Origin of the sequence: Mesorhizobium sp. M0587, from assembly GCF_040320945.1 — a bacterium.
GTDB lineage: Bacteria > Pseudomonadota > Alphaproteobacteria > Rhizobiales > Rhizobiaceae > Mesorhizobium.
Map to the genome: position 1 here is coordinate 1 of NZ_JAMYQP010000015.1, position 20,681 is coordinate 20,681.

The window sequence follows — 20,681 nt, forward strand, 5'->3', positions numbered from 1 at the left end:
CAGCACATTGTGGCAAATGGTGCTCAGATCAGCTCGATCGGCAATGTCGGGGTCGTCGCGACCGATACCGACGGCGACGCCACCACCGGCATCGTCAATATCAATGTGCAAGACGACGTGCCTGTGCTGAATTCGATCCAGAATGCAATCGCAGCTAATACGACTGGCACTGTTACCGGCCATATCGATGTTCAGTATGGAGCAGATGGGCCGGATGCCGGTTCCGCGCTGGTCATCACCGGCTATGATAACCTGCCTGGGATTGTCGAAGTTCTGTCAACCGACGGTCAAACGCTTACGGCCTTCATCGATACCAACAATGACGGCATCCATGACGCGGGCGAAACCCAGGAGTTTTTCAAACTCAGCCTGAATGATACCGACAACACCTATACCCTGACCTACACTGAGCGTCCTGTCATCTCCATTCCACTCGATTTCAGCTCGGCAATTGGTGGCGGCGGCGGTGAGACATTGACGGTACCTGCCGGCAGTTACGAGCTGACGTTCAATGGCGGTATCTTCAACGGAACGACTTTGGTCGACCTAGGCCAAGGTGACAACGCTGACAACGTCAAGCCGACAGGTACTGGTTTCGGCATAGGTGGTTCAACAGACCAAACGACGATCGAGAACAACGAAGGATTCTTTGTTAAGGTCACATCAAACGGAAATCCCACAGTTGCGGACGCGTTGACGTTCGAGATGGATCGAAACGGCGGCGGCGGCACCACGACCATGGTGGTCAACTGGCGCGCGTTCGACGCGAATGGAAATCCGATTTCGGGGGGTACTGGCTTCAACGCTGGATCGGGTTCTCAAACCTTTACGGTTGTACAGTCGCCGAGCACCGGATTCATTACAATAAACCCGCCGGGCGAGTTCGCGTCGATCGAAGTATGGTTTACCGACCAGAACGGCAAGGGAAATGCCAGAATTGACGGGGTACAGCTCGTCACGACTGTCGTCCCCGAAGATCAGCCGCTCCACTTCGATATTGCGGCGCGGGATGGGGATGGTGACGTAAGTGCGCCAGCTACGCTGAGCGTCCTCCTGCAGGGCGGCGAAGGTCCTGGTTATACGCTGCAAGGCACAGCAAGCGATGAAATCATGACCGGAGGTTCCGCCAACGACACGATCTGCGGCGGCGGCGGTAACGATGTCCTCATTGGCGGCACCGGTATCGATCAATTCCGGCTGGCGACCAACACCGGGACGGATACCATCAAGGACTTCGTGGTCGGGACGGACAAGATCGGTCTGCTGGACACGAATTCGACCGGAGGCGGCAGCGTCAATTTCGTCAATACGATCGGAACCTCCGCCGGCGCGACCCTCAATGCCAGCGACTTTGCGGTGCGGGGATCGATCTCCGCCCTCACAGCCGGCGACTCGGCGCACGTCGTTCAAATCAACGTGGCGCAGACGTCAGCCGAGATCGCGGCGGCGACAGCCGCGATGGCAGCCAACACCTATGTGCTTGTCTTCAACTCGACCACCGTACATGGCGAACTTTGGTTCGATACGAATTGGAACGACGCTGCGGACCGCACCAAGGTCGCAACCTTCGACAACATCACCACAATCGCGCAGCTCAACGCGGTCACCGTCACGGATTTCGTTGTCTACAATAGCGCCACCGACCCCATCATTCTTGACGTCAATCATGATGGCTTCGCCTTCTCCGACCTCAACCACGGGGTCCAGTTCGACATGAATGGCGATGGCACGAAGGATCAGGTCGCATGGAACACCTCGAACGACGGCATGCTGGCGATCGACCTCAACCATGACGGCAAGATCGACGACGGCACCGAGTTGTTCACGCCGGCCTTCGGCGGTGGCAACTTTGCCAGCGGCGCGGCAGCGCTGGCTTCGCTCGACAGCAACCATGACAGCGTTATCGACCACAACGACGCCGTATTCGACAGCCTGCTGATCTGGAAGGACGCCAACGCCGACGGCATCAGCGACGCTGGGGAATTGTCACATCTCGCAGATAACGGTATCGTCTCCATCAGCACAGCGGCTACTCCGACTGTTGGCGAAATCGACGGACAGACCGTGACAGGCAACGGAACCTTCCAGATGGCCGACGGCACGACCGGCAACTATGTCGAGGTCGAACTCGACACCTCACTTGTTGCACCGGCTGAGCCGTCCGTTGCCACTGATGGTACGAAGACCTTCGCCATTGCCTCGCTCGACGCCGCCGATCTGATCGCGGACTTCCACGATGGAGCCAACGGCGACAAGATCGACCTTACCGCTCTGCTCAAGGGCCTGGCGGGCGTCGTCGATCTCGAAGCCGGCGGTTTCTTGGAGATCGCGCAGTCTTCGGCCAATGCGGCGAACGCCGAAGTCAAGGTTGATACCGATGGCGGCGGCGACAACTATCATACGGTCGCCGTGCTGGAGAACTACACGTTCCACAGCGCCGCCGAAGCAGTTAAAATACTCTACGATGACAGCCACGGCACCAAGACGGACGTGGCCTAAGGGGCGAAAGGGACGGGGTGAGAAACATGAAAAGATTTTTGCGTGTGGCTTTCGGGGCTGGCCTGATGTCGATCTTGTCGACGGGCCTCAACGCCGCCGACATCATCGAAGGTCCTTCGGTCGACTATTGCCGCACCGTCGGCACGTCCAACCTGGTGCTGAACGACAACATCGTCGATCTTAGGGAGCAGGTGGTCAAGCTGATGGACGAGTCGGTCGCGGTCGCCAACAGCTCGGAGTGGATCAACTCGTCCCGGCCGGTTTTCGTCTGGGCGTCGGAGGCCAAGGTCGCCTGCGGCATGGCCTATGGCTACCTGAAGACGAGCTATAAGGACGAAGACACGCTCAACAAATGCGAGTGTTTCCACGATCGCATGGTCGAGTACATGCACTGACCGCATAGGCCAAGCCACGCCTGTTGGCCGTCATGAGCGCCGACGCAACATTTTTGAGGGCGATCGCTGGAACGATCGCTTTGATCGGCTTTAGCCAAATCGTCACGCCGGCCCGCGCCAACTGGCTGGAACGGCCTCGCATCGAACAGCATCCGTCGTCCGGCGTGACGCGGCCGACGAATTGCGAGGCGGCCGCGCAGTGGACCCGGCGGACGTTCAAGGCGTTCGCGACCTGTCAGGCTTCCCTCTACGGCCTGGAGCCCGTGTTGGCGCATGCCGTCATGGAGATCGAAAGCGGGTTCGATCCCGGCGTGCAAGGGGCCGACGGCGAAATCGGCCTGATGCAGGTGATGCCTGCCACGGCCAGAATGCTCGGCTTTCGGGGCTCGCTCGATGATCTGAGCGCGCCTGCGACCAACATCGCGCTCGGCGTCAGATATCTTGCCCAGGCAAACAGCCTCGCCGCGGGCGACCTGTGCACCACCGTCATGAAGTATCGCGCCGGACACAATGAAAGCCGGTTCTCGGCGCTTTCCGTCCGCTACTGCCAGCGCGCACGGGCAATCCTGGCCAGGGAAGGGTACGAGGTGACCGGACCTTTGCCGGTGGCGACCTTCGGCTTTTCGGCGTTCCCGACGGCAGGAGATGGCGGCGCTCCTGCCCAGGGCAGGGGTGTGTGCGTGCGCCGCGTGTTCGTGCCCGGGCCACGATACATGAAATGCGCCGACTATCGGACCGCCGGGCAAGCACGACAGATCAAGGCGCTCAGGGCCAAGCTTTTCGGCGGATAAAGAATTACAGACAGCATGGCAAGTCGGCCGTAAACATGCGTTATGACCAGACCGGGAAGAATACCCGGCGGCACATAGGGGGTGGAGCAATCATGGAAGCTGGCCGACAGGTCCACTGTCCGCGGGCAATCGCCTTTGCGCTCGCCATGGCATTGTCTGGCTGCCAGTCGAAAAGCGGCGTTTCCGAAGCGCTCGATCCGGCGGCGATCGCCGTGCCCGCCGGGCAGAATGGCGAAGCCGGTGCCGTCACGGCACAGGCGACCCAGTCGCTGGGCTCCGGTCCGACAAAGATCACGATGTTGCTGCCTTTGTCCGCCCCCGGAACGGCAGGGGAAAACGGCAGGAAGATGCTCGATGCCGCCAAGCTGGCGATGACCGATATCGGCAGCGGATTGCTTACACTGACGGTAGAGGACACGAAAGGCGACAGCGCGCAGGCCAGCAAATTGGCGGTAACGGCCATAACGACGGGATCGAAAGTCGTCATCGGACCAACCGAGCTGCCGGCAGCCCAGCATATTGCCACGCTGTCCGGACCGCAGCGGCCACCGGTTCTGGCGCTTGCCGACAATTTCGCGGGCGGCGCCGGGGTCTATGCCGTGCTCCTTGGCGAAGCCGACAGCGCCGCGGCGGGCGCCGCGGGAATAGCCGCGAAAGGCGGCAAGAAGTTTGTATTGCTCGTCGCAGCCGGCCCCGACGCCAGCGCCGTGGAGAAGCGGGTCGCAAACAGCCTCAGCATCTATGGCGCGGCACTCACGGTCACTGTCCCGTATTCGGCCGGCGACGGTGGCGCGAAGGCGGTGGACGAAATGGGCTCACTCGTGGAAACCCCCGACGCCGTAATCGTGGCCAGCGGCAACGGCAGTCCCTCGCCCATCCTTGCCGCTCTCAAATCAAAGGGCATTCCGGGAAAAGCGATCTCCGTGGTCGGAACGAACCGTTGGCTGGAGCATCCCGTGGATCCGCTGTTCGAGGGGGCATACATCGCCACGCTCGATTCGCGCGAAACCGGGCCGATCGCCGACCGCTTCAGGACGACATATAACTACCCGGCCGACGTCAACGTCGCCTACGCCTATGACATGGTTGCCCTGACGGCAGGGATCGCCAGCGCGGTCGGGCCCGATGGCTTCAGCAAAAAGGTTCTCGAGAATCCAAACGGGTTTCGTGGGTCGACAGGCCTGTTTCGGTTTCGGGCTGACGGATCCAGCGAACGATCGATGCCGTTCTATCGGATTGAAAAAGGTGCTCTCAAGCTGGTTGCGAAATCGACGTCGGGTTTTTGACCGGCGAGAAGCCCTGGGAACCTGTTCGAGCTGATGGGCAGGCTTGACCGCAGCCACTTGGCGATAGGGCTCGGAAGTCTCCTGCTTCTGAGCGGTGTCCTGCTCATCGTCGAGGCCGGAAGGATGCTTTCGGTCGGTCCGCCCGTCTTGGTGCTTTCGCGCAATCCTGTGCTGGCCCCTTCGCACGATAGTGACGGCACGCGACCGATCCGACGACCGGCTGCGCCGGCTACCGACGCACGGCACCGAGGACCGGTACGCAAGGTTGCTCAAGGCCTCATCGCTCCGCCCCGGCTTGATCCCACGGAGATCGAAAGGGTCGAGCCCCGTCCGCCGCTCAGCGAACTCGGTCTCGCCGTGCCCCCGAAGACGCCGATGCCTGGGGATTGGCGGGAGCTACTGCTCTACCGCCCGGTTGCCACATCGTCGGCGATCTTCGAATCGATGGGCCGGAAGGTAATCATCAGCGGGGTGCAGAGCATCGACCTCGACAGAGCGTGTTCGTTTCACGGCGTCACCTGGCCTTGCGGCCAGCGCGCACGCGCCGCTTTCAATTCCTGGTTAAGGGGACGGTCGCTGAAGTGTTTCGTGCCGCCTGCCGTCGAGCGTTTTGCCATCGCCGCACCGTGCAGCCTGGGCAAGCAGGATGTCGGCGCCTGGCTTGTCTCGAACGGCTGGGCGATGGCGCTGCCGAGCGGCATCTATGGCAAAGCGGAGGCGACAGCCAGAAACGCGCAGATGGGGATATTCGGCCCAGCACCATAGTCAGCCACCCGGTCTCTGATATTTTGTTAACCGTCGCGGGCGCAGCCTTCTCCCAGGGCAAACCGTTTTTGTCCGCGGTCTCGATGATTCATTCCGCCGATCGATCAAATTGCAAGGTTCCTCTAAACTGAAATTGCAGCACGCCGGCCCTATACCAGCCCATCCACAGGAGATCGGCCAGTGACAAAGACTATGGTGACCACCGCCCGGGCATGGAAAGGCGTTGCCTGGCTGACCTTTCTGGGAACCGCGGGAATTTTGGCCCTTTCCGTTGGCCTGAATTACCTGCTCCTGTTCTCGCAGGTACTGACGCCGTTTGGGCGCAGCATGGTCACGGCAATCCTGTTGCCTGTCATCCTTGGTGTTCCGCTTTTTCTGTTCCTTGGGTTGAAGCAGGTGGAGGTCCGTCGCTATCGCCGGGAACTCGACAAGTCAGCTACCTTCGATGCCCTGACAGGCTGCCTGAACGGAGCGGTCTTCACGTCGATGGTCGAAAGAAGAACAGCAAGGCCATCAGCGTCAGGTCCGAGATCGGGCGCCTTCCTGGTCATTCATCCGGAACATCTGCGGTCCATCAACCTGCGCTTTGGTCTTGAATGGGGCGACGAGGCCTTGCGGCTCATCGCCTCGACCATACGATCATCGGTACGCGCAGAGGATCTGGTTGGACGCATGGGGACTTCGATGTTCGGGGTTTTCCTCTCAGGTGCGACCGAAGCAGAAGCCAAGGAAATTGGCGAGCGTATCCGGATGCGTGTCGCGCAAGTCTATTTCGCACCAAAGGGAATGGAGGATGCCCTGACCATCAAAGTCGGCGGCGTGGTGTTTGAAACCGAGGTGGAGTTCGCGGACATGTTCCGGTCCGCCGAACAGCGCATCTCCGGCGCCCAGGGCGGAGCCGCATTCGAACTGACGCATCTCCACAGCTGACGATCGCTGCGGAACGCCGGCGCGAAGGGGCTGCTCGGGTCACCCTGGCTTCTCGACCATCTCATCCGTCGCGTTTCACGTGCACCGTCCTGCGGAGCGCATTCTGTCCTTTCTTGTAGCGCTGTGGCGCCGGCGAAATGACCCGATGGCAGGAGGCACTCAGTATTTACTGGATCGTGCTCCCGTCGCCCTGCTTATCCGTCCAGCGTCGGAACAACGCGCTGGCGTTGACTCCTCCGAAGCCGAAGCCATTGCAGATCGCATACTCCATCGCCATCGGCCGCGCCTGGTTTGCGACGAAGTCGATGCCCTCGCCTGCCGGATCTGGAACTTTCAGATTAAGGGTCGGAGGCGCTATCTGGTCTCTGAGCGCCAGGATCGTGAAGATGGCACCAAGCCCGCCGGCGGCGCCGAGCAGGTGTGCGGTCGCCGACTTTGTTCCGCTGACAGCTATGGCGAGATCTGTGCCGAAGAGCCTCTTGATCGCCTCGATTTCTCCCAGATCTCCGACTGGCGTGGAGGTCGCGTGCGCATTGAGGTGGCGAATCTCACGCGCCGAAACGCCGGCTTGGGCAATGGCGATCTCCATGGCTCGGCGCGCGCCGTCGCCGTCCTCGGGACCGGATGTGACGTGGTGAGCGTCCGCCGTCGTGCCGTAACCAACAAGCTCGGCAAGCGGTTTGGCGCCGCGCGCAAGCGCATGGCTCAATTCCTCGATGACCAGGATGCCGGCCCCTTCGCCCATGACAAACCCGTCCCGCGACGTGTCGAATGGCCGAGAGGCCTCGTCGGGACGGTGGTTGAAGGAGGTCGAAAGCGAACGAGCCGCGGCAAAACCACCGAGGCTGACCGTATTTATGCATGCCTCCGTTCCGCCGCACACGGCAACATCGGCTTCTCCGGCGCGGATGAGACGAGCCGCGTCGCCGATCGCCTGGATGCCGGCCGCGCATGCAGTCACCGGTGCGCCGATTGGACCTTTGAAGGCGTAGCGGATCGAGATGTGGCCCGCCGCGAGGTTCACCAGGAAGGACGGTACCGTAAAGGGCGATAGGCGGCGGACGCCGCGCTGATCGACCGTGCGCACCGCCTCCGTTATGGCCGGAAATCCCCCGATCCCCGAGGCGATGATCGTGGCTGTACGCAAGCGGTCCGCTTCCGAGACAGGTGCCCACCCGGCCTGGGCAACTGCTTCCTCTGCCGCCGCCATGGCGAAGAGAATAAAGCGGTCCACCTTGCGCTGGTCTTTCGGCGCAAAGGCGGTATTCGGATCGAAACCAGCTTCGGGGTCTTCTTCCGACGAAGGAACCATTCCGCCGACCTTCGCCGGCAGGTCTCGCGCCACATCGTCCGAAAGTCCCCGGATGCCCGAGCGCCCGGCCAGGAGCCGCGACCAGGACGCTTCGACTTTTGCGGCAAGGGGCGTGACCGCTCCCATTCCTGTGACAACAATCCGTCGCATCTATTCTCCTATCATTGGGTGCGAGCCCAGCGCGGCCCACACCGTGGCTTGGTTCCGTGCGGACCCGCGCGGATGGCAAAGATTAGCCATTCCTCTCAGGCGGCGACGATTGCGCGAACCTGCGCGGTTGCCGCATCCAGAAAATCCTGGGCGAGGTCGGGATCGTTGACGAAGTGTCCGCCCGGACGCCTGCGCCGCCAGGTCGTCCTTGGACGCGAACTGCTTGTAAAACGCGCGCCCTGCGTCAGCCCGGCACCCTCCATCAGGTCCTTGAGTCCGATGCCGTCAAAGCCGTGCTTCCGAAACAGGCGGCTCGCCACATTGATTACCGATTGCCGGTTTTCTCTGCCTGAATGCGAGTGACGCGCATAGTCGATCTCCGCAATTAAATTGCGATCGACATCTATCGAATATAGAGGTCGAACGCAATCTATTTGGTGGAGGCGATAGGGATCGAGGAGGAGAAGCGCCGCGCGATCCGGATCATCATGGCGCGCAAATCCGCGTGTCTGGTCAGCGCGCCGGTTGCCGTTGTTACGACATTGAGGCATTGAGACCAAGCCGGCGTTTGGCTCGCCGAACCGCCGCACGCATCTGAAGGAGATTGTTCTGTGTCGAGCGGTGGCACCGAGATTGAGCGCGAGATCGAGCGGATTCGAACCAAAATAGCCGCGATTATGGCTGAACGTACCAAGCTCGAGGCAGAGTTGGGCGATCTCTTGAACCAGCACGCCGCTATAGCGCGGGTAGAGCATCAGCCAAACACCGTCAGAGACGCACTGACCGTCACGACGACGTCCTCCAGCACCGATAAGATCGCGCTCTTTCGGCGCCTCTTTGCAGGTCGTCCTGACGTATTCGCTCTCCGATGGGAAAATCAGAAGGTCGCCAGGTCTGGTTATGCGCCCGCCTGCGCCAATGAGTGGGTTAGGGGAATATGCGGCAAGCCCAAGGTCAAATGCGGCCAATGCCTTCATCAAGCCTTCATCCCAGTCTCAGACGACGTGATCGAAAAGCACTTACGCGGCGACAGCCTAGGCTCATCCGCCAGTGACTTCGTCGCTGGCGTTTATCCGCTGCTTCCTGACGAGACCTGTTGGTTTCTTGTCGCGGATTTCGATGGAGAGGATTGGGCGGCCGATGCGTTAGCCATGGTCGAAACATGCCGTGCCAATGGGGTGCCGGCCGCCCTTGAGCGTTCTCGGTCCGGTAATGGAGGTCACATCTGGATTTTCTTTTCCGAGCCGATTCCGGCTCGCACAGCGAGACAGCTTGGCGCTGCAATGTTGACTGAAACCATGGAACGCCGTCCCGAGATCGGCTTTGCCTCATACGATCGCTTCTTTCCAAGCCAGGACACCATGCCGGTCGGCGGGTTCGGCAATCTGATCGCCTTGCCTTTGCAGCGCAGGGCGCGCGAACGCGGCAATAGCGTCTTTATCGACAAGGATCTTCGCCCGCATGAGGACCAATGGGCATTCCTGGCGGCGATGCCCCGGCTATCCGCCAATGCTGCGTCGGAAATTGTCACAGACGCAGAGATGCGCGGCCGCGTTTTGGGTGTACGAATGCCGGTCGAAGACGACGAAGTGGGCGAGCCGTGGCGCATGACGCCATCACGGCGTCCAAAAGTGAGGCCGATCGGCATTCCCTTGCCGAGCAAGATCACCATCGTGGTCGCGGATCAGATCTACGTCGACCGGACCGGCTTGCCGTCGGAGATGACAGCACGGCTCATACGTTTGGCCGCCTTCCAAAATCCTGAGTTCTATCGTGCGCAAGCCATGCGGATCCCAACTTTCGGCAAGCCCCGAATCATATCTTGCGCCGAAATTCATGCGCGTCACGTAGGATTGCCGCGAGGGTGCCTCGACGAAGCCATTGAGCTGATCGGTGGTGAGGGTGCCGACGTGGAAGTGAATGATCTCCGGGTGATCGGCAATGCGCTTCCGGGCCGAGTGCGATTCCAGGGGACGTTGCAAGCCCCCCAAGTTAAGGCATTTGATGCACTCACGCCGCATGACTATGGCGTACTGGCAGCAGCGACGGCTTTCGGCAAGACGATTGTGGCGGCCGCACTTATTGCTGAACGGGCGTGCAATGCGCTTGTTCTCGTCCATCGTCGCGAGTTGCTCACCCAATGGATGGAGCGGCTGAGGACATTTCTCGATGTCGATCCGAAGGACATCGGTATCGTCGGGGGCGGACGCAGGAAGCCGACCGGTATCATCGATGTCGCGCTAATCCAGAGCCTAGTGCGTCGCGGTGAAGTATCGGACATGGTGGCGGATTACGGTCATCTTGTCGTCGACGAGTGTCACCATCTTTCGGCAGCGAGCTTTGAGCTTGTCGCCCGGCGGGCAAAATCACGCTATGTCCTCGGGCTATCGGCGACCGTGACTCGGAAAGATGGGCATCACCCGATCATCTTCATGCAATGTGGACCCGTTCGACATCGCGTTGATGCTCGCGTGCAGACGGCCGGACACGGGATCGTTTATCGGGCGAAACATCGATCGACAGCGTTTCAATTGCCGCCAGTTTTGGCAGCCTCGGATCGTCCTTCCATGCCAGCGATCTATGCGGCCATCGCGCAGGACGAGCCGCGCAACAACCTGATCTTCGACGACGTACTGAAAGCGCTGGAGGCGAGGCGATCACCTGTCGTGCTCACCGAGCGGAGGGATCATCTCGAATACCTCCAGAGACGGTTTTCCCGGTTCGTGCGCAATCTTGTCGTTCTGCGGGGCGGGATGCCTGCGGCTGAGCGCAAGCTTTCAGAGTCGGTCCTTCGAGTGCCTGACGATCAGGAACGGCTCATTATCGCCACGGGACGTTATCTTGGCGAGGGCTTCGACGATCAGAGGCTTGACACGCTCTTCCTCACGATGCCCATTTCCTGGAGAGGCACGCTGGCTCAGTACGTCGGTCGCCTCCACCGCCTGCATGACAGGAAGACCGAGATTCTCGTCGTCGACTATGTCGACGAACAGGTGCCGATCTTGGCGCGCATGGCGGCAAAGCGGAGAACGGGATATCGGTCGCTCGGTTACGCAGTTGAGTCGCCCGCATCTGCGCCTGATTTCTCGTGAGAAATTTCTGGAACAATATTTCGATGAAATCCAACCGCCAAAGCCTGAAATCCGCGACCAAGCCGAACAGCGAACCTAAGCTCTCGCGCACCCACGCGCCCGCCGATCTATCGCCGGTGGACTGGCAACGCGGCTTGCGCCGCCAGTTTGGTCGCGAGCAGGATTTCGGGCTTGAAAATCTGACCAGCGAACCGTTTTTCTCCGAATTTCGGGTCAGTAATCCAGCTTCGAAATCCACTTACCGCGTCGCGATCCGAGGCTTGGGGCCAGGTGGCAATTTCTGTTCGTGCCCCGATTACGCCACCAGCGAATTGGGCACCTGCAAGCACCTCGAATTCACCCTGGCCAAATTGAAGAAAAAGCGCGGCGCCAAGACAGCATTTGCGCGCGGCTACCAGCCTGCATTTTCCGAGTTGTATTTGCGCAACGAAGGCAAGCGCCGCGTGCATTTTCGCGCCGGAACGGACTGCCCGCCGGCGGTGAGCGCCGCTGCCGCCGGTTTGTTCGATGCCGAACGCGACGGGATGCTGCCAGACGATCGCTTTGGCGAGCTTGAGCGTTTTATGGCGATGGTGTCGAAGTGTGGTCACGAGTTGCGGGCCTATGACGATGCGCTCGATTTCATCGCTGGAAGGCGAGATGCGGACCGGCGCGCCGCAAAGCTCGAACAACTGTTCCCACGCGGAGCCGCCGATCCCGACCTGCTGGCATTCCTGAAAGTGCCGCTCTACCCCTATCAGGCGGAGGGTGCGCTGTTCGCGGTGCGAACCGGCCGGGCACTGATCGGTGACGATATGGGGCTGGGCAAGACGATACAGGCAATTGCCGCGACGGAAATACTGGCGCGCCATTTTGGCGTCTCGAAAGTGCTGGTGGTCTGTCCGACCTCGCTCAAATACCAGTGGCAAAGCGAAATCATGCGGTTTTCGGGCCGCAAAGGCGAGGATGCGGCACGTGTCATCAACGGCGGCCGGGCGCAGCGGCAGAAGGACTACGCCTCGGACGGTTTCTGCAAGATCACAAACTACGAGAAGCTCAAGCCGGATCTTGACCTGATCGCCGCATGGGGACCCGAACTGGTCATCGTCGATGAGGCGCAACGGGTCAAAAACTGGAACACAATCGCAGCGCGTGCCTTGAAACGCATCGATAGCTCCTACGCGATCGTGCTTACCGGGACGCCTTTGGAAAACAAGCTGGAGGAACTGGTCTCCATCGTCCAGTTTGTCGATCAGCACCGGCTGGGACCGACCTGGAAGCTGCTGCATGAGCATCAGGTCAAGGACGAAGCCGGGCGCGTCACCGGCTATACCGGGTTGGAGAAGATCGGCCAAACGCTGGCGCCGGTCATGATCCGCCGGCGCAAATCCGAGGTTTTGCGGCAACTGCCCACCCGGACCGACCAGAACCTGTTGGTGCCAATGACAGAGATGCAAATGCTCTATCATCAGGAAAACGCCGACGTGGTGGCGAAAATCGTCCAGCGCTGGCGCAAGGCCAGGTTCCTGTCGGACATGGACCAGCGGCGGCTGACCAGTGCCCTGCAGAACATGCGCATGTCGTGCAACAGCACCTATCTGCTGGACCGCGAAACCGACCATGGCGTCAAGGCCGACGAATTGGCGGCACTCTTTGACAAATTGTTCGCCGAGCCCGAAGCCAAGGCGGTGGTGTTTTCACAATGGACGCGGACCCATGATATCGTCATCCGCCGTCTCGAAGCGCGTGGGCTTGGTTACGTCAGCTTCCACGGCGGCGTGCCCTCGGGCAAACGCCCGGCTCTGGTTGAGCGGTTTCGCCACGATCCCACCTGCCGCGTGTTCCTGTCCACGGATGCCGGCAGCACGGGCCTCAATCTGCAGCATGCCTCGACGTTGGTGAACATGGATTTGCCGTGGAACCCGGCAATCCTCGAACAGCGCATAGCGCGCATTCATCGCATGGGCCAAGTGCGGCCAGTGCAAGTCGTCAATTTCGTGGCGAAGGGCAGCATCGAGGAGGGAATGCTTTCGGTGCTGGCGTTCAAACGCTCGCTGTCGGCAGGAATTCTCGATGGCGGCAGCGGCGAGATTTCGCTCGGCGGTTCGCGTCTGAACCGCTTCATGAAAGATGTGGAAAATGTCACTGGACGCATGGGTGAGGGCGAGGCCGTCACACCGGCTGAGGAAGTGCGGAATATCGCCACTGATGACGCCGGATCCGGCGAAGATGCAGATGCGGATGCAAGCGCCGAGACGGTGGTCGCGCGCACTGATGGGGCCGGAGCACCACAGCGCGATACAGATCCCGATCCATGGCAAGTCTTGGTGCAGTTCGGCTCTCAATTTGTCGCCGCGCTGGCGGCCGCCAACGATCCCAACGCCCCGGCGCATTCATGGGTTGAGCGCGATCCAGCCACCGGCGCGCAAAATCTCAAAGTGCCGCTGCCGCCCCCGGACGTTGCGAGGCAACTTGCTGACACGCTTTCCGCACTCGCGGACAGCTTGCGGGGGAAGAATGCGTGACCGACTGAGCTGAACGCCAGACGATCAGGTCGGGCCGGCCCTCTACGTCATAAGCCGATCCGGTCCTTCAGCCGCCCCGAAAGGATCGCCGCCTTCACCCCGACTGGCCAGAAACGGTGAAACCGGATCGGTTTCAGCGGCGATATCGGCATGGGAAACGGCACGGTCTCGTCACCGCGCAGACACCGCGCCAAAGCGCTGCCCATTGCCGAGGCCATGGCAACACCGCGGCCATTATAGCCAAGGCAGACCAGGATGCCGTCCTGCGGCTCATGAACGTGTAGGAGATGGTCCTTGGTGATCGCAACCCGGCCGTTCCAGCCATGTGTCCAGCGCGTTCCCGCAAGCGCCGGCCAGAGCCGCAGCGCATAGTCGGTGAGATAGCCGACGGCGGCGGCATTTTCGATCGGCCTCATCGGTCCGCGGCCGCCCATGAGAAGGCGGTTCCGCGCGTCGATCCGATAGTAGACGGTGATGTTGCCGGCTTCATAGACGACCGGTCTTTCGGGGAGAATGGCAGCTGCGACCACAGGCGACAGCGGTTCGGTCGCCGCTATGGCGCTGAACACCGGGACGAGCGATTGCTTCAGACCCGGCCACAGGTCGCCAGTATAGCCGTTGGTCGCGACAACAACCTTCTCGGCGCTGACAGAACCGCTCGCGGTTTTGAGGATCCACCGTCCGGCCTCCCTGCTCAGTGAAAGAACCTCGCTGCCGCCGAATATCCGCGCTCCGGCATTCTGCGCGGCGGCTGCCAGGCCAAGGGCATATTTCAACGGATGGAGGTCGCCGCCGCGGGCGTCGAACATGCCGCAGATGTATCTGTCCGCGCCGGTTCGCGCCGCCATCGCCTTTGCGTCCAGCATGCTGACTGGCATCCCGCGCCGCTCGCATTGCCCGGCTGTAGCCCGCACCGCGGTCGCCGGCTTCGGTCGGATGGCGGCACGGACAGTGCCGTTCTGCCGCGCCTCGCAGTCGATCGACAGGCGCTTGATCAGATCGAACGTGAAATCCGGTGCGCCATAGGAAAAGTCGACCATCCGCCGGCCGAGATCGGGGCCGAACATCGCCTCGATCGTGTCGGGGTCGTATTTGAGGCCGGGATTGACCTGACCCCCGTTTCTGCCCGAGGCCCCCCAGCCCGGCTGGCAGGCCTCGATCACGACAACGTCGTCGCCGGCTTCGGCCAGGTGCAAGGCGGTCGAAAGACCGGTGAAGCCGCCGCCGACAATGGCGACCCTTGCTCGTTGTGCGCCGCCGAGTGCGGGGTAGTCGCCGGTGTGGCCGGCCGTTTCGCGATAGAGGCTCTTGGGCGGACTGCTTTCAAGCATATGGTGGGTTCTCATGACATCCGCCACAAGGGAAGCCGAGGATGGCCGAAGTCAATATGCCACCTCCGCGCCCGTGCTGACCTGCTGCCTTGCTCCGAGGTAGAAGAACAAACAATCGTCCAGCCGCTTTGCAACGCCAAACATGCATTGGACCGCCGCGGGGATGTCGTTCCGGACGAAGACCGGGAGCTTGATCTGCTCTTCGATCTCGCCTTGCAAGGGCTTTGAGCGACGTGTTCGAGCGGTTGCGCGTTGCCGCCTCGGCGGTCATCGGTAGTCCAACTAATATGTACATGCTTGTATGTATAAGCTGCGATTGCTAGTCTCGAAACCGGCACCGAGGCCGACGCCGGCAAGGAGGATCACATGCGCAATGCTTCTCTTTTCGACCTGTCGGGCAGGAAGGCGCTTGTGACCGGCGCCAGCCGTGGCATCGGGCGCAGCATCGCCGAGGCCCTCAGCGCCGCCGGCGCCGACGTCGCCGTCACGGCGCGCAGCCTGGCGTCCCTTGAGGAGACCACGGCAGCCATCCGCGCGGCCGGTGGGGTTGCGCACGCCATCGCTCTCGACGTCACCGATGTCGGCCGGTGCCGGGCGGCCACCGACGAGGCAGCCGGCCTGCTCGGTGGTCTCGATATTCTCGTCAACAATGCCGGGATGGAAGAGGTTCGGCCATCGCTCGATGTCGATGAGGCCCTGTGGGACCGGATCGTCGACACCAATCTCAAGGGTGCGTTCTTCTGCGCGCAGGCCGCCGCGCGACAGATGCGAGACGCCGGGCGGTCCGGCGCCATCATCAATCTCTGTTCGCTGACATCGCAGGTCGGAATCCCCACCGCGGTGCCCTATGGCTCGTCGAAGTCGGGCCTGCTGGGCATGACCCGCGCCCTTGCGGCGGAGTGGGCGGAGCTCGGCATTCGGGTCAACGCCATCGCCCCGGGCTATTTCAGGACGGCGATGACGGATGTGTTCTACAGCAACGAAGCATGGCAGCACTCGATGCTCGCCAAGATTCCGCAGCGCCGTTTCGGCGATTTGCGCGACCTGCACGGCGTTGCCGTGTTCCTCGCGTCGGATGCGGCAGCCTACATAACCGGCCAGTCCATTCCGGTGGATGGTGGTTTTCTCGCATCGATTTGAGGCAGTTCGCCATGGTTCTATCTCAGCGTTCTCCGCGGATGTGACCGACCGGCGCATTGCGTCCTAACAGAAGGAATACCCCATGTCCGACATCAGCTTCCACGATCTGTCATCACTCGATGCCACCCAGCGGGCAAGTCTGCTGAAGCGTGCCGAGGCAGATCTGTCGGTCTTCGTCGAAAAGGTCCGCCCGATCATCCAGTCGGTCAGGGAGGAAGGTGACGCTGCCCTGATCCGCTTCGCCAGGGAGTTCGACAAGGCCAATGTGGCCGAAGGGGAACTGAAGGTCTCGGAAGCGGAGTTCGCCGCTGCGTTCGACAAGGTCGAAAAAGACGTCGTGGAGAGCATCAGCTTCGGCATCGACAACATCCGGCGCTTCCATGAGGAGCAGAAGCCCGAAACCATGTGGCTCAAGGAGGTCCGGCCGGGCGCCTATGCCGGCGACAGGTACACGCCGATTGCGTCCGTCGCGCTTTACGTGCCGCGCGGCAAGGGCGCCTTTCCGTCGGTGACCATGATGACGTCGGTTCCGGCTGTTATCGCCGGCGTGCCGCAGATCGCCATCGTGACGCCGGCGACATCGGACGGTTCGGTGGATGCGGCGACGCTGGTCGCCGCGCGTCTCGCCGGTGTCGAGACCGTGTACAAATGCGGCGGCGCCCAGGCGGTCGCCGCCGTCGCCTACGGCACCGAAACGGTGAAGCCTGCGCTCAAGATCGTCGGCCCCGGTAGCCCTTGGGTGGTCGCCGCAAAGAGCGTCCTGTCCTCGGTCATCAACACAGGTCTTCCGGCCGGCCCGTCGGAAGCGATCATCTTTGCCGATGACAGCATCGACGGCGGCCTTGCCGCTCTCGATCTGCTGATCGAGGCCGAGCACGGGCCGGATTCCTCGGCCTATCTGGTGACGCACAGCCGCAAGGTCGCCGAAGCCGCATTGGCGGCGATCCCGGAACACTGGTCGCGGATGACCGAGCAGCGTGTCGAGTTCTCGCGCGCGGTGCTGACCGGAAAGCGCGGCGGCATCGTGCTGACCGCATCGCTGGAAGACAGCTACCGCTTCATCAACGATTATGCGCCCGAACATCTCGAGATCCTGTCGACGGAGCCGTTCGCGCATCTCGGACACATCACCGAGGCGGCCGAAATCCTCATGGGCCTTCATACGCCGGTGACCCTTGCCAACTTCGTCCTCGGGCCGAATGCGGTGCTGCCGACCAGCCGCTGGGCGCGAACCTATGGACCGCTTTCGGTGACGGATTTCGTCAAGCGCTCTTCGGTCGGCTATGTCACCTCGGCCGCGTATCCCGAACTGGCGATGCATGCCCGCAGGCTCGCCCGCTACGAAGGGTTCAGTTCGCATGAGAACGCGGTCTCGGAGATCCGCGATCGCTATCTCGCCGGCTGAGTGGAAGCGATCGCGATGAAAGCCGCACGACTTTATGGACCCGGCGACCTGCGCGTCGAGGATATCGCCATGCCGGGTGCGCCGGATGCCGGCTGGGTGAAGCTCAGGGTCGATGCCGCCGGCATCTGCGGTTCGGATCTGCATAATTACCGGACGGGGCAATGGATAAGCCGGTCACCCTCGACGGCCGGCCACGAACTGACCGGCACGGTGATCGCCATCGGCGAGGGCGTGGATACTGTTGCCGTCGGCGACAGGGTGATTGCCGATTCCCGGTTCTGGTGCGGAGAATGTCCGCAATGCCTTGCCGGCAGACGGCACCTCTGCGGTTCGCTGGGTTTCGTGGGAGAAATCTGCGACGGCGGCTTCGCCGAGCAGGCGGTCTTGCCCGCACGGCTGCTGCATGTCGTCGATGCCGCGCTTGACGAGCGGGTCGCCGCAATGGCCGAGCCGCTGGCGGTGGCATTGCACGCGGTGCGGCGGCTGCCGAAGACGACGGGCTCCGTGCTGGTCGTCGGCTGCGGCACGATCGGCGGCATTGCTGCTCTGCTGCTCTCCCGAACCTTCGCAGGTACTGTGCTTGTCGCCGACCGCAACCAGGGCCGCTGCGCCCGTGTGGCGCGAGTGACCGGTGCCAGGATCGTCGACCTGAACCGCGATGCCATCGCCGCTGCAACCGCCAATGCCCCGTTGCTGACGGCTGTCGAGGCGACCGGCAGCATCGCGGCACTCGGCCAGTTGCTCGGCGTCCTCGATCCTGGCGGCACGGTAGCGATGGTCGGCATATTCCACGGCCGCCTCGACATCGATCCCAATCTTCTGGTCGAACGCGAAATCGCATTGCTGGGATGTCATGCCTTCGCCGACGAACTGCCCGACGCCGTGCGGATGCTCGGCGAACTGAGCGAGCCGCTGCTGGCCCTGATCGACCGCGAGATCGGCCTGGACGACGTTCCAGCCGCCTATGACCGGTTGTTGGCGGGGCAGAGCGACGGCTTGAAGACAATCATCCGGATGCGGCAAACTGTCGGGCATGCCTAGTTTCCGATACCTTGCCGGAAAGGACTTTGAAGATGATCGAATTGCCCGATACGGCCAGTCCTCTTTACGAGAAGGTCAAGGACTACATCCTGACCAATATCGGGACGGGCCGGTGGAGCAAGGATAGGAAGCTTCCGTCCGAGAATGAGTTCGTGGCTTCGCTGGGCGTGTCGCGGATGACGATTCACCGGGCCTTGAGGGAGTTGACCGCCGCGGGATTTCTGATCCGGCTGCAGGGCGTCGGAACGTTCATCGCGCCGCCTCGGCCGCAGTCGACGCTGATCGAGATCAACAACATCGCGGCAGAGATCGTCGAACGGGGCAACAGGCATCGCTCCGAGGTTCTCGTTCTCGAAACGATCATGCCGACGAAGGAGCTGGCGCTTTCGTTCGAGTTTGCAAAGCGCGTCTCGATCTATCACTCCGTCGTCGTCAATTTCGAGAACGACCTGCCGGTGCAACTGGAAGAGCGCTTCGTCAATCCGAGCCTGATCCCCGACTATGACAAGCAGGACTTCACCAAGACGGCAACCTATGACTACCTCATGCAGAAGACGCCGGTGACCGAGGTCGAGCATATCATTTCCGCGATACCGGCCGACAAGGAGACCGCCCGGCATTTGGGCATCGAAGTCGGTAGCTGCTGCCTGCTTCTGCACCGTCGCACCTGGACGGGCGCGGTCGTGGCGACGATCAGCAAGCTGACTTATGCCGGAAGCCGCTACTCGCTAGGCAGCCGCTATTCCCCGTCGAGATCCATCTGACGGCAGGGGATTAATGCGGAAAATGGAGTCTTTCCAACTTGTATATGCATGTATGTATTTCAGCCTTGACATACGCTCCAGCTGACGTTGAAATATCCTTGCACTTCACCATGGAGTGGCAGGTAAGACGCCGAGGCACAGTGCCGCGAGAGCGGAAACCCGCAATCTCACCAGACCGGATGCCAGGTTGAAAAAAGCGGTCTGATCATCAAGGGGAACAAAGATGATGCCTAACCTAACAGCACAATTTCGCGCGTTTGTGATGGCTGCCACTGTCGGGCTCGCAGCCGCCCCGGCAGCCCACGCGGCCGATGCGGCCATTCCCACCACTCCGGAAGCAGGCACGTTCAAGATCGGCATCGAGCCCTGGCTCGGATATGGCCAATGGCATGTCGCCGACGCCAAGGCCCTGTTCAAGGCGAACGGCCTGTCGGATGTCCAGATCGTCAATTTCGCCGAGGACAAGGATATCAACGCCGCCTTGGCAAGCGGCCAGCTCGACGCCGCCAACATCGCCACCCACACGGCGATGGGCATGGTCGCGGCCGGCCTGCCCGTGAAGATCGTTCTGCTGCTCGACGTCAGCATGACCGCCGACGCCATGATCGCCGGCAAGGACATCACCTCGATCAAGGACCTCAAAGGCAAGGAGGTCGCCTTCGAGGAAGGCACGACGAGCGACATCCTGCTCAAATACGCGCTTGCCAGGAACGGCATGTCGATCGACGATGTGAAGCCGGTTCCGATGCCGGCTGCCGATGCCGGCAGCGCCTTGATCGCGGGCCAGGTGCCGGTCGCCGTCACCTACGAACCTTACCTCACTGTCGCCATGGCGCAGAACAAGGACATCAAGCTGCTCTTCACCGCCGGCGAGGATCCCGGCCTGATCAGCGACGTGCTGGTGGTGCGCGACGAGGTGATCAAGTCGCGGCCCGGCCAGGTGCTGGCCATGATCAAGAGCTGGGACGCCGCGCTCAAGGATTACAATGCCGATACGCCAGGTGGCCGCGCCATCATCGCCAAGGCCGTCGGTTCGGACGTCAAGGACCTCAACGCCGCCTTCGATGGCGTGCGTTACTACTCTCTCGCCGAGAACAAGACGGCGCTTACCGGCGATTTTACCACCAAGACATTCGCCGACGTGGAAGCGGCGGCCAAGAATGCCAAGCTGCTCCAGGCCGATGTGACGCCGGAGCAGATGATCGATCCGTCTTTCGTCAAGGCGGCGCAATGACGAAGGCCGGATCGCGTTGGTAACGCAGATGCCCGGGGAGCC

15 protein-coding genes and 1 pseudogene are annotated in these 20,681 nt (G+C 61.7%); 13 read left to right on the top strand and 3 right to left on the bottom strand.

Going from position 1 to position 20,681, the window contains the following annotated elements:
• From NKI49_RS15680 to NKI49_RS15705, 6 genes are all read left to right on the top strand, one after another.
• Positions 1-2,499: beta strand repeat-containing protein (locus NKI49_RS15680; protein WP_352695677.1), on the top strand; the 2,499-nt coding region annotated here is incomplete at its 5' end.
• A 26-nt stretch (positions 2,500-2,525) separates the two neighbouring features.
• Positions 2,526-2,894, top strand: a complete 369-nt coding sequence (locus tag NKI49_RS15685) for a hypothetical protein (protein WP_352604028.1) — start codon at positions 2,526-2,528, stop codon at positions 2,892-2,894.
• Between the two features lie 32 nt (positions 2,895-2,926).
• The gene (locus NKI49_RS15690; protein ID WP_352604026.1) at positions 2,927-3,685 is read left to right on the top strand and encodes a lytic transglycosylase domain-containing protein; all 759 of its coding nucleotides are present in this window, start codon (positions 2,927-2,929) and stop codon (positions 3,683-3,685) included.
• Positions 3,686-3,777: 92 nt separating this feature from the next.
• A complete protein-coding gene (locus NKI49_RS15695) occupies positions 3,778-4,971 on the top strand; it encodes an ABC transporter substrate-binding protein (RefSeq protein ID WP_352604024.1) in 1,194 nt (397 codons plus the stop codon).
• 375 nt (positions 4,972-5,346) lie between these two features.
• Positions 5,347-5,736, top strand: a complete 390-nt coding sequence (locus NKI49_RS15700) for a thermonuclease family protein (protein WP_352604022.1) — start codon at positions 5,347-5,349, stop codon at positions 5,734-5,736.
• 192 nt (positions 5,737-5,928) lie between these two features.
• Positions 5,929-6,666: a GGDEF domain-containing protein gene (locus NKI49_RS15705; protein ID WP_352604020.1), complete on the top strand. Its 738-nt coding sequence runs from the start codon at positions 5,929-5,931 to the stop codon at positions 6,664-6,666.
• 166 nt (positions 6,667-6,832) lie between these two features.
• Here NKI49_RS15705 and fabF read toward each other — a convergent pair whose 3' ends face one another.
• Together fabF and NKI49_RS15715 are read right to left on the bottom strand one after the other, a co-directional pair.
• Positions 6,833-8,128, bottom strand: coding sequence for a beta-ketoacyl-ACP synthase II (gene fabF, locus NKI49_RS15710; RefSeq protein ID WP_352604018.1), 1,296 nt, complete (start codon positions 8,126-8,128; stop codon positions 6,833-6,835).
• Positions 8,129-8,284: 156 nt separating this feature from the next.
• Positions 8,285-8,498, bottom strand: a pseudogene (locus NKI49_RS15715) (TetR family transcriptional regulator); the annotation flags it as partial.
• Between the two features lie 307 nt (positions 8,499-8,805).
• Here NKI49_RS15715 and NKI49_RS15720 point away from each other — a divergent pair.
• The gene (locus NKI49_RS15720) at positions 8,806-11,220 is read left to right on the top strand and encodes a TOTE conflict system archaeo-eukaryotic primase domain-containing protein (RefSeq protein ID WP_502899549.1); all 2,415 of its coding nucleotides are present in this window, start codon (positions 8,806-8,808) and stop codon (positions 11,218-11,220) included.
• A 23-nt stretch (positions 11,221-11,243) separates the two neighbouring features.
• Positions 11,244-13,724: a DEAD/DEAH box helicase gene (locus tag NKI49_RS15725; RefSeq protein ID WP_352604016.1), complete on the top strand. Its 2,481-nt coding sequence runs from the start codon at positions 11,244-11,246 to the stop codon at positions 13,722-13,724.
• A gap of 47 nt (positions 13,725-13,771) precedes the next feature.
• Here the strand turns inward: NKI49_RS15725 and NKI49_RS15730 are convergent, their stop codons facing one another.
• Positions 13,772-15,055 (bottom strand): NAD(P)/FAD-dependent oxidoreductase, encoded by a 1,284-nt coding sequence (locus NKI49_RS15730; RefSeq protein WP_352604014.1) that lies wholly within the window; start codon positions 15,053-15,055, stop codon positions 13,772-13,774.
• 366 nt (positions 15,056-15,421) lie between these two features.
• Here NKI49_RS15730 and NKI49_RS15735 point away from each other — a divergent pair, with 366 nt between their 5' ends.
• The 5 genes from NKI49_RS15735 to NKI49_RS15755 all read left to right on the top strand — a co-directional run bounded on the left by NKI49_RS15735 (position 15,422) and on the right by NKI49_RS15755 (position 20,639).
• Positions 15,422-16,195 carry an SDR family NAD(P)-dependent oxidoreductase gene (locus NKI49_RS15735; RefSeq protein WP_352604012.1) on the top strand — a complete coding sequence of 258 codons (774 nt, stop codon included), beginning with the start codon at positions 15,422-15,424 and terminating at the stop codon, positions 16,193-16,195.
• An 82-nt stretch (positions 16,196-16,277) separates the two neighbouring features.
• Positions 16,278-17,600, top strand: coding sequence for a histidinol dehydrogenase (gene hisD, locus NKI49_RS15740; RefSeq protein ID WP_352604010.1), 1,323 nt, complete (start codon positions 16,278-16,280; stop codon positions 17,598-17,600).
• 15 nt (positions 17,601-17,615) lie between these two features.
• Complete coding sequence (locus NKI49_RS15745) at positions 17,616-18,641, top strand: zinc-dependent alcohol dehydrogenase (RefSeq protein ID WP_352604008.1); 1,026 nt, start codon at positions 17,616-17,618, stop codon at positions 18,639-18,641.
• Positions 18,642-18,673: 32 nt separating this feature from the next.
• On the top strand, positions 18,674-19,405 hold the full coding sequence (gene hutC / locus NKI49_RS15750; RefSeq protein ID WP_352604044.1) for a histidine utilization transcriptional repressor HutC: 732 nt from the start codon (positions 18,674-18,676) through the stop codon (positions 19,403-19,405).
• 226 nt (positions 19,406-19,631) lie between these two features.
• Positions 19,632-20,639 carry an ABC transporter substrate-binding protein gene (locus NKI49_RS15755; protein ID WP_502899546.1) on the top strand — a complete coding sequence of 336 codons (1,008 nt, stop codon included), beginning with the start codon at positions 19,632-19,634 and terminating at the stop codon, positions 20,637-20,639.
• Positions 20,640-20,681 lie beyond the last annotated feature (42 nt).

Bases quoted from the DNA above. Each gene is read 5' to 3' on its own strand.
- NKI49_RS15685 (WP_352604028.1), top strand. From the start codon at position 2,526: ATGAAAAGATTTTTGCGTGTGGCTTTCGGGGCTGGCCTGATGTCGATC.
- NKI49_RS15690 (WP_352604026.1), top strand. From the start codon at position 2,927: ATGAGCGCCGACGCAACATTTTTGAGGGCGATCGCTGGAACGATCGCT.
- NKI49_RS15695 (WP_352604024.1), top strand. From the start codon at position 3,778: ATGGAAGCTGGCCGACAGGTCCACTGTCCGCGGGCAATCGCCTTTGCG.
- NKI49_RS15700 (WP_352604022.1), top strand. From the start codon at position 5,347: ATGCCTGGGGATTGGCGGGAGCTACTGCTCTACCGCCCGGTTGCCACA.
- NKI49_RS15705 (WP_352604020.1), top strand. From the start codon at position 5,929: ATGGTGACCACCGCCCGGGCATGGAAAGGCGTTGCCTGGCTGACCTTT.
- fabF (WP_352604018.1), bottom strand. From the start codon at position 8,128: ATGCGACGGATTGTTGTCACAGGAATGGGAGCGGTCACGCCCCTTGCC.
- NKI49_RS15720 (WP_502899549.1), top strand. From the start codon at position 8,806: ATGGCTGAACGTACCAAGCTCGAGGCAGAGTTGGGCGATCTCTTGAAC.
- NKI49_RS15725 (WP_352604016.1), top strand. From the start codon at position 11,244: ATGAAATCCAACCGCCAAAGCCTGAAATCCGCGACCAAGCCGAACAGC.
- NKI49_RS15730 (WP_352604014.1), bottom strand. From the start codon at position 15,055: ATGCTTGAAAGCAGTCCGCCCAAGAGCCTCTATCGCGAAACGGCCGGC.
- NKI49_RS15735 (WP_352604012.1), top strand. From the start codon at position 15,422: ATGCGCAATGCTTCTCTTTTCGACCTGTCGGGCAGGAAGGCGCTTGTG.
- hisD (WP_352604010.1), top strand. From the start codon at position 16,278: ATGTCCGACATCAGCTTCCACGATCTGTCATCACTCGATGCCACCCAG.
- NKI49_RS15745 (WP_352604008.1), top strand. From the start codon at position 17,616: ATGAAAGCCGCACGACTTTATGGACCCGGCGACCTGCGCGTCGAGGAT.
- hutC (WP_352604044.1), top strand. From the start codon at position 18,674: ATGATCGAATTGCCCGATACGGCCAGTCCTCTTTACGAGAAGGTCAAG.
- NKI49_RS15755 (WP_502899546.1), top strand. From the start codon at position 19,632: ATGCCTAACCTAACAGCACAATTTCGCGCGTTTGTGATGGCTGCCACT.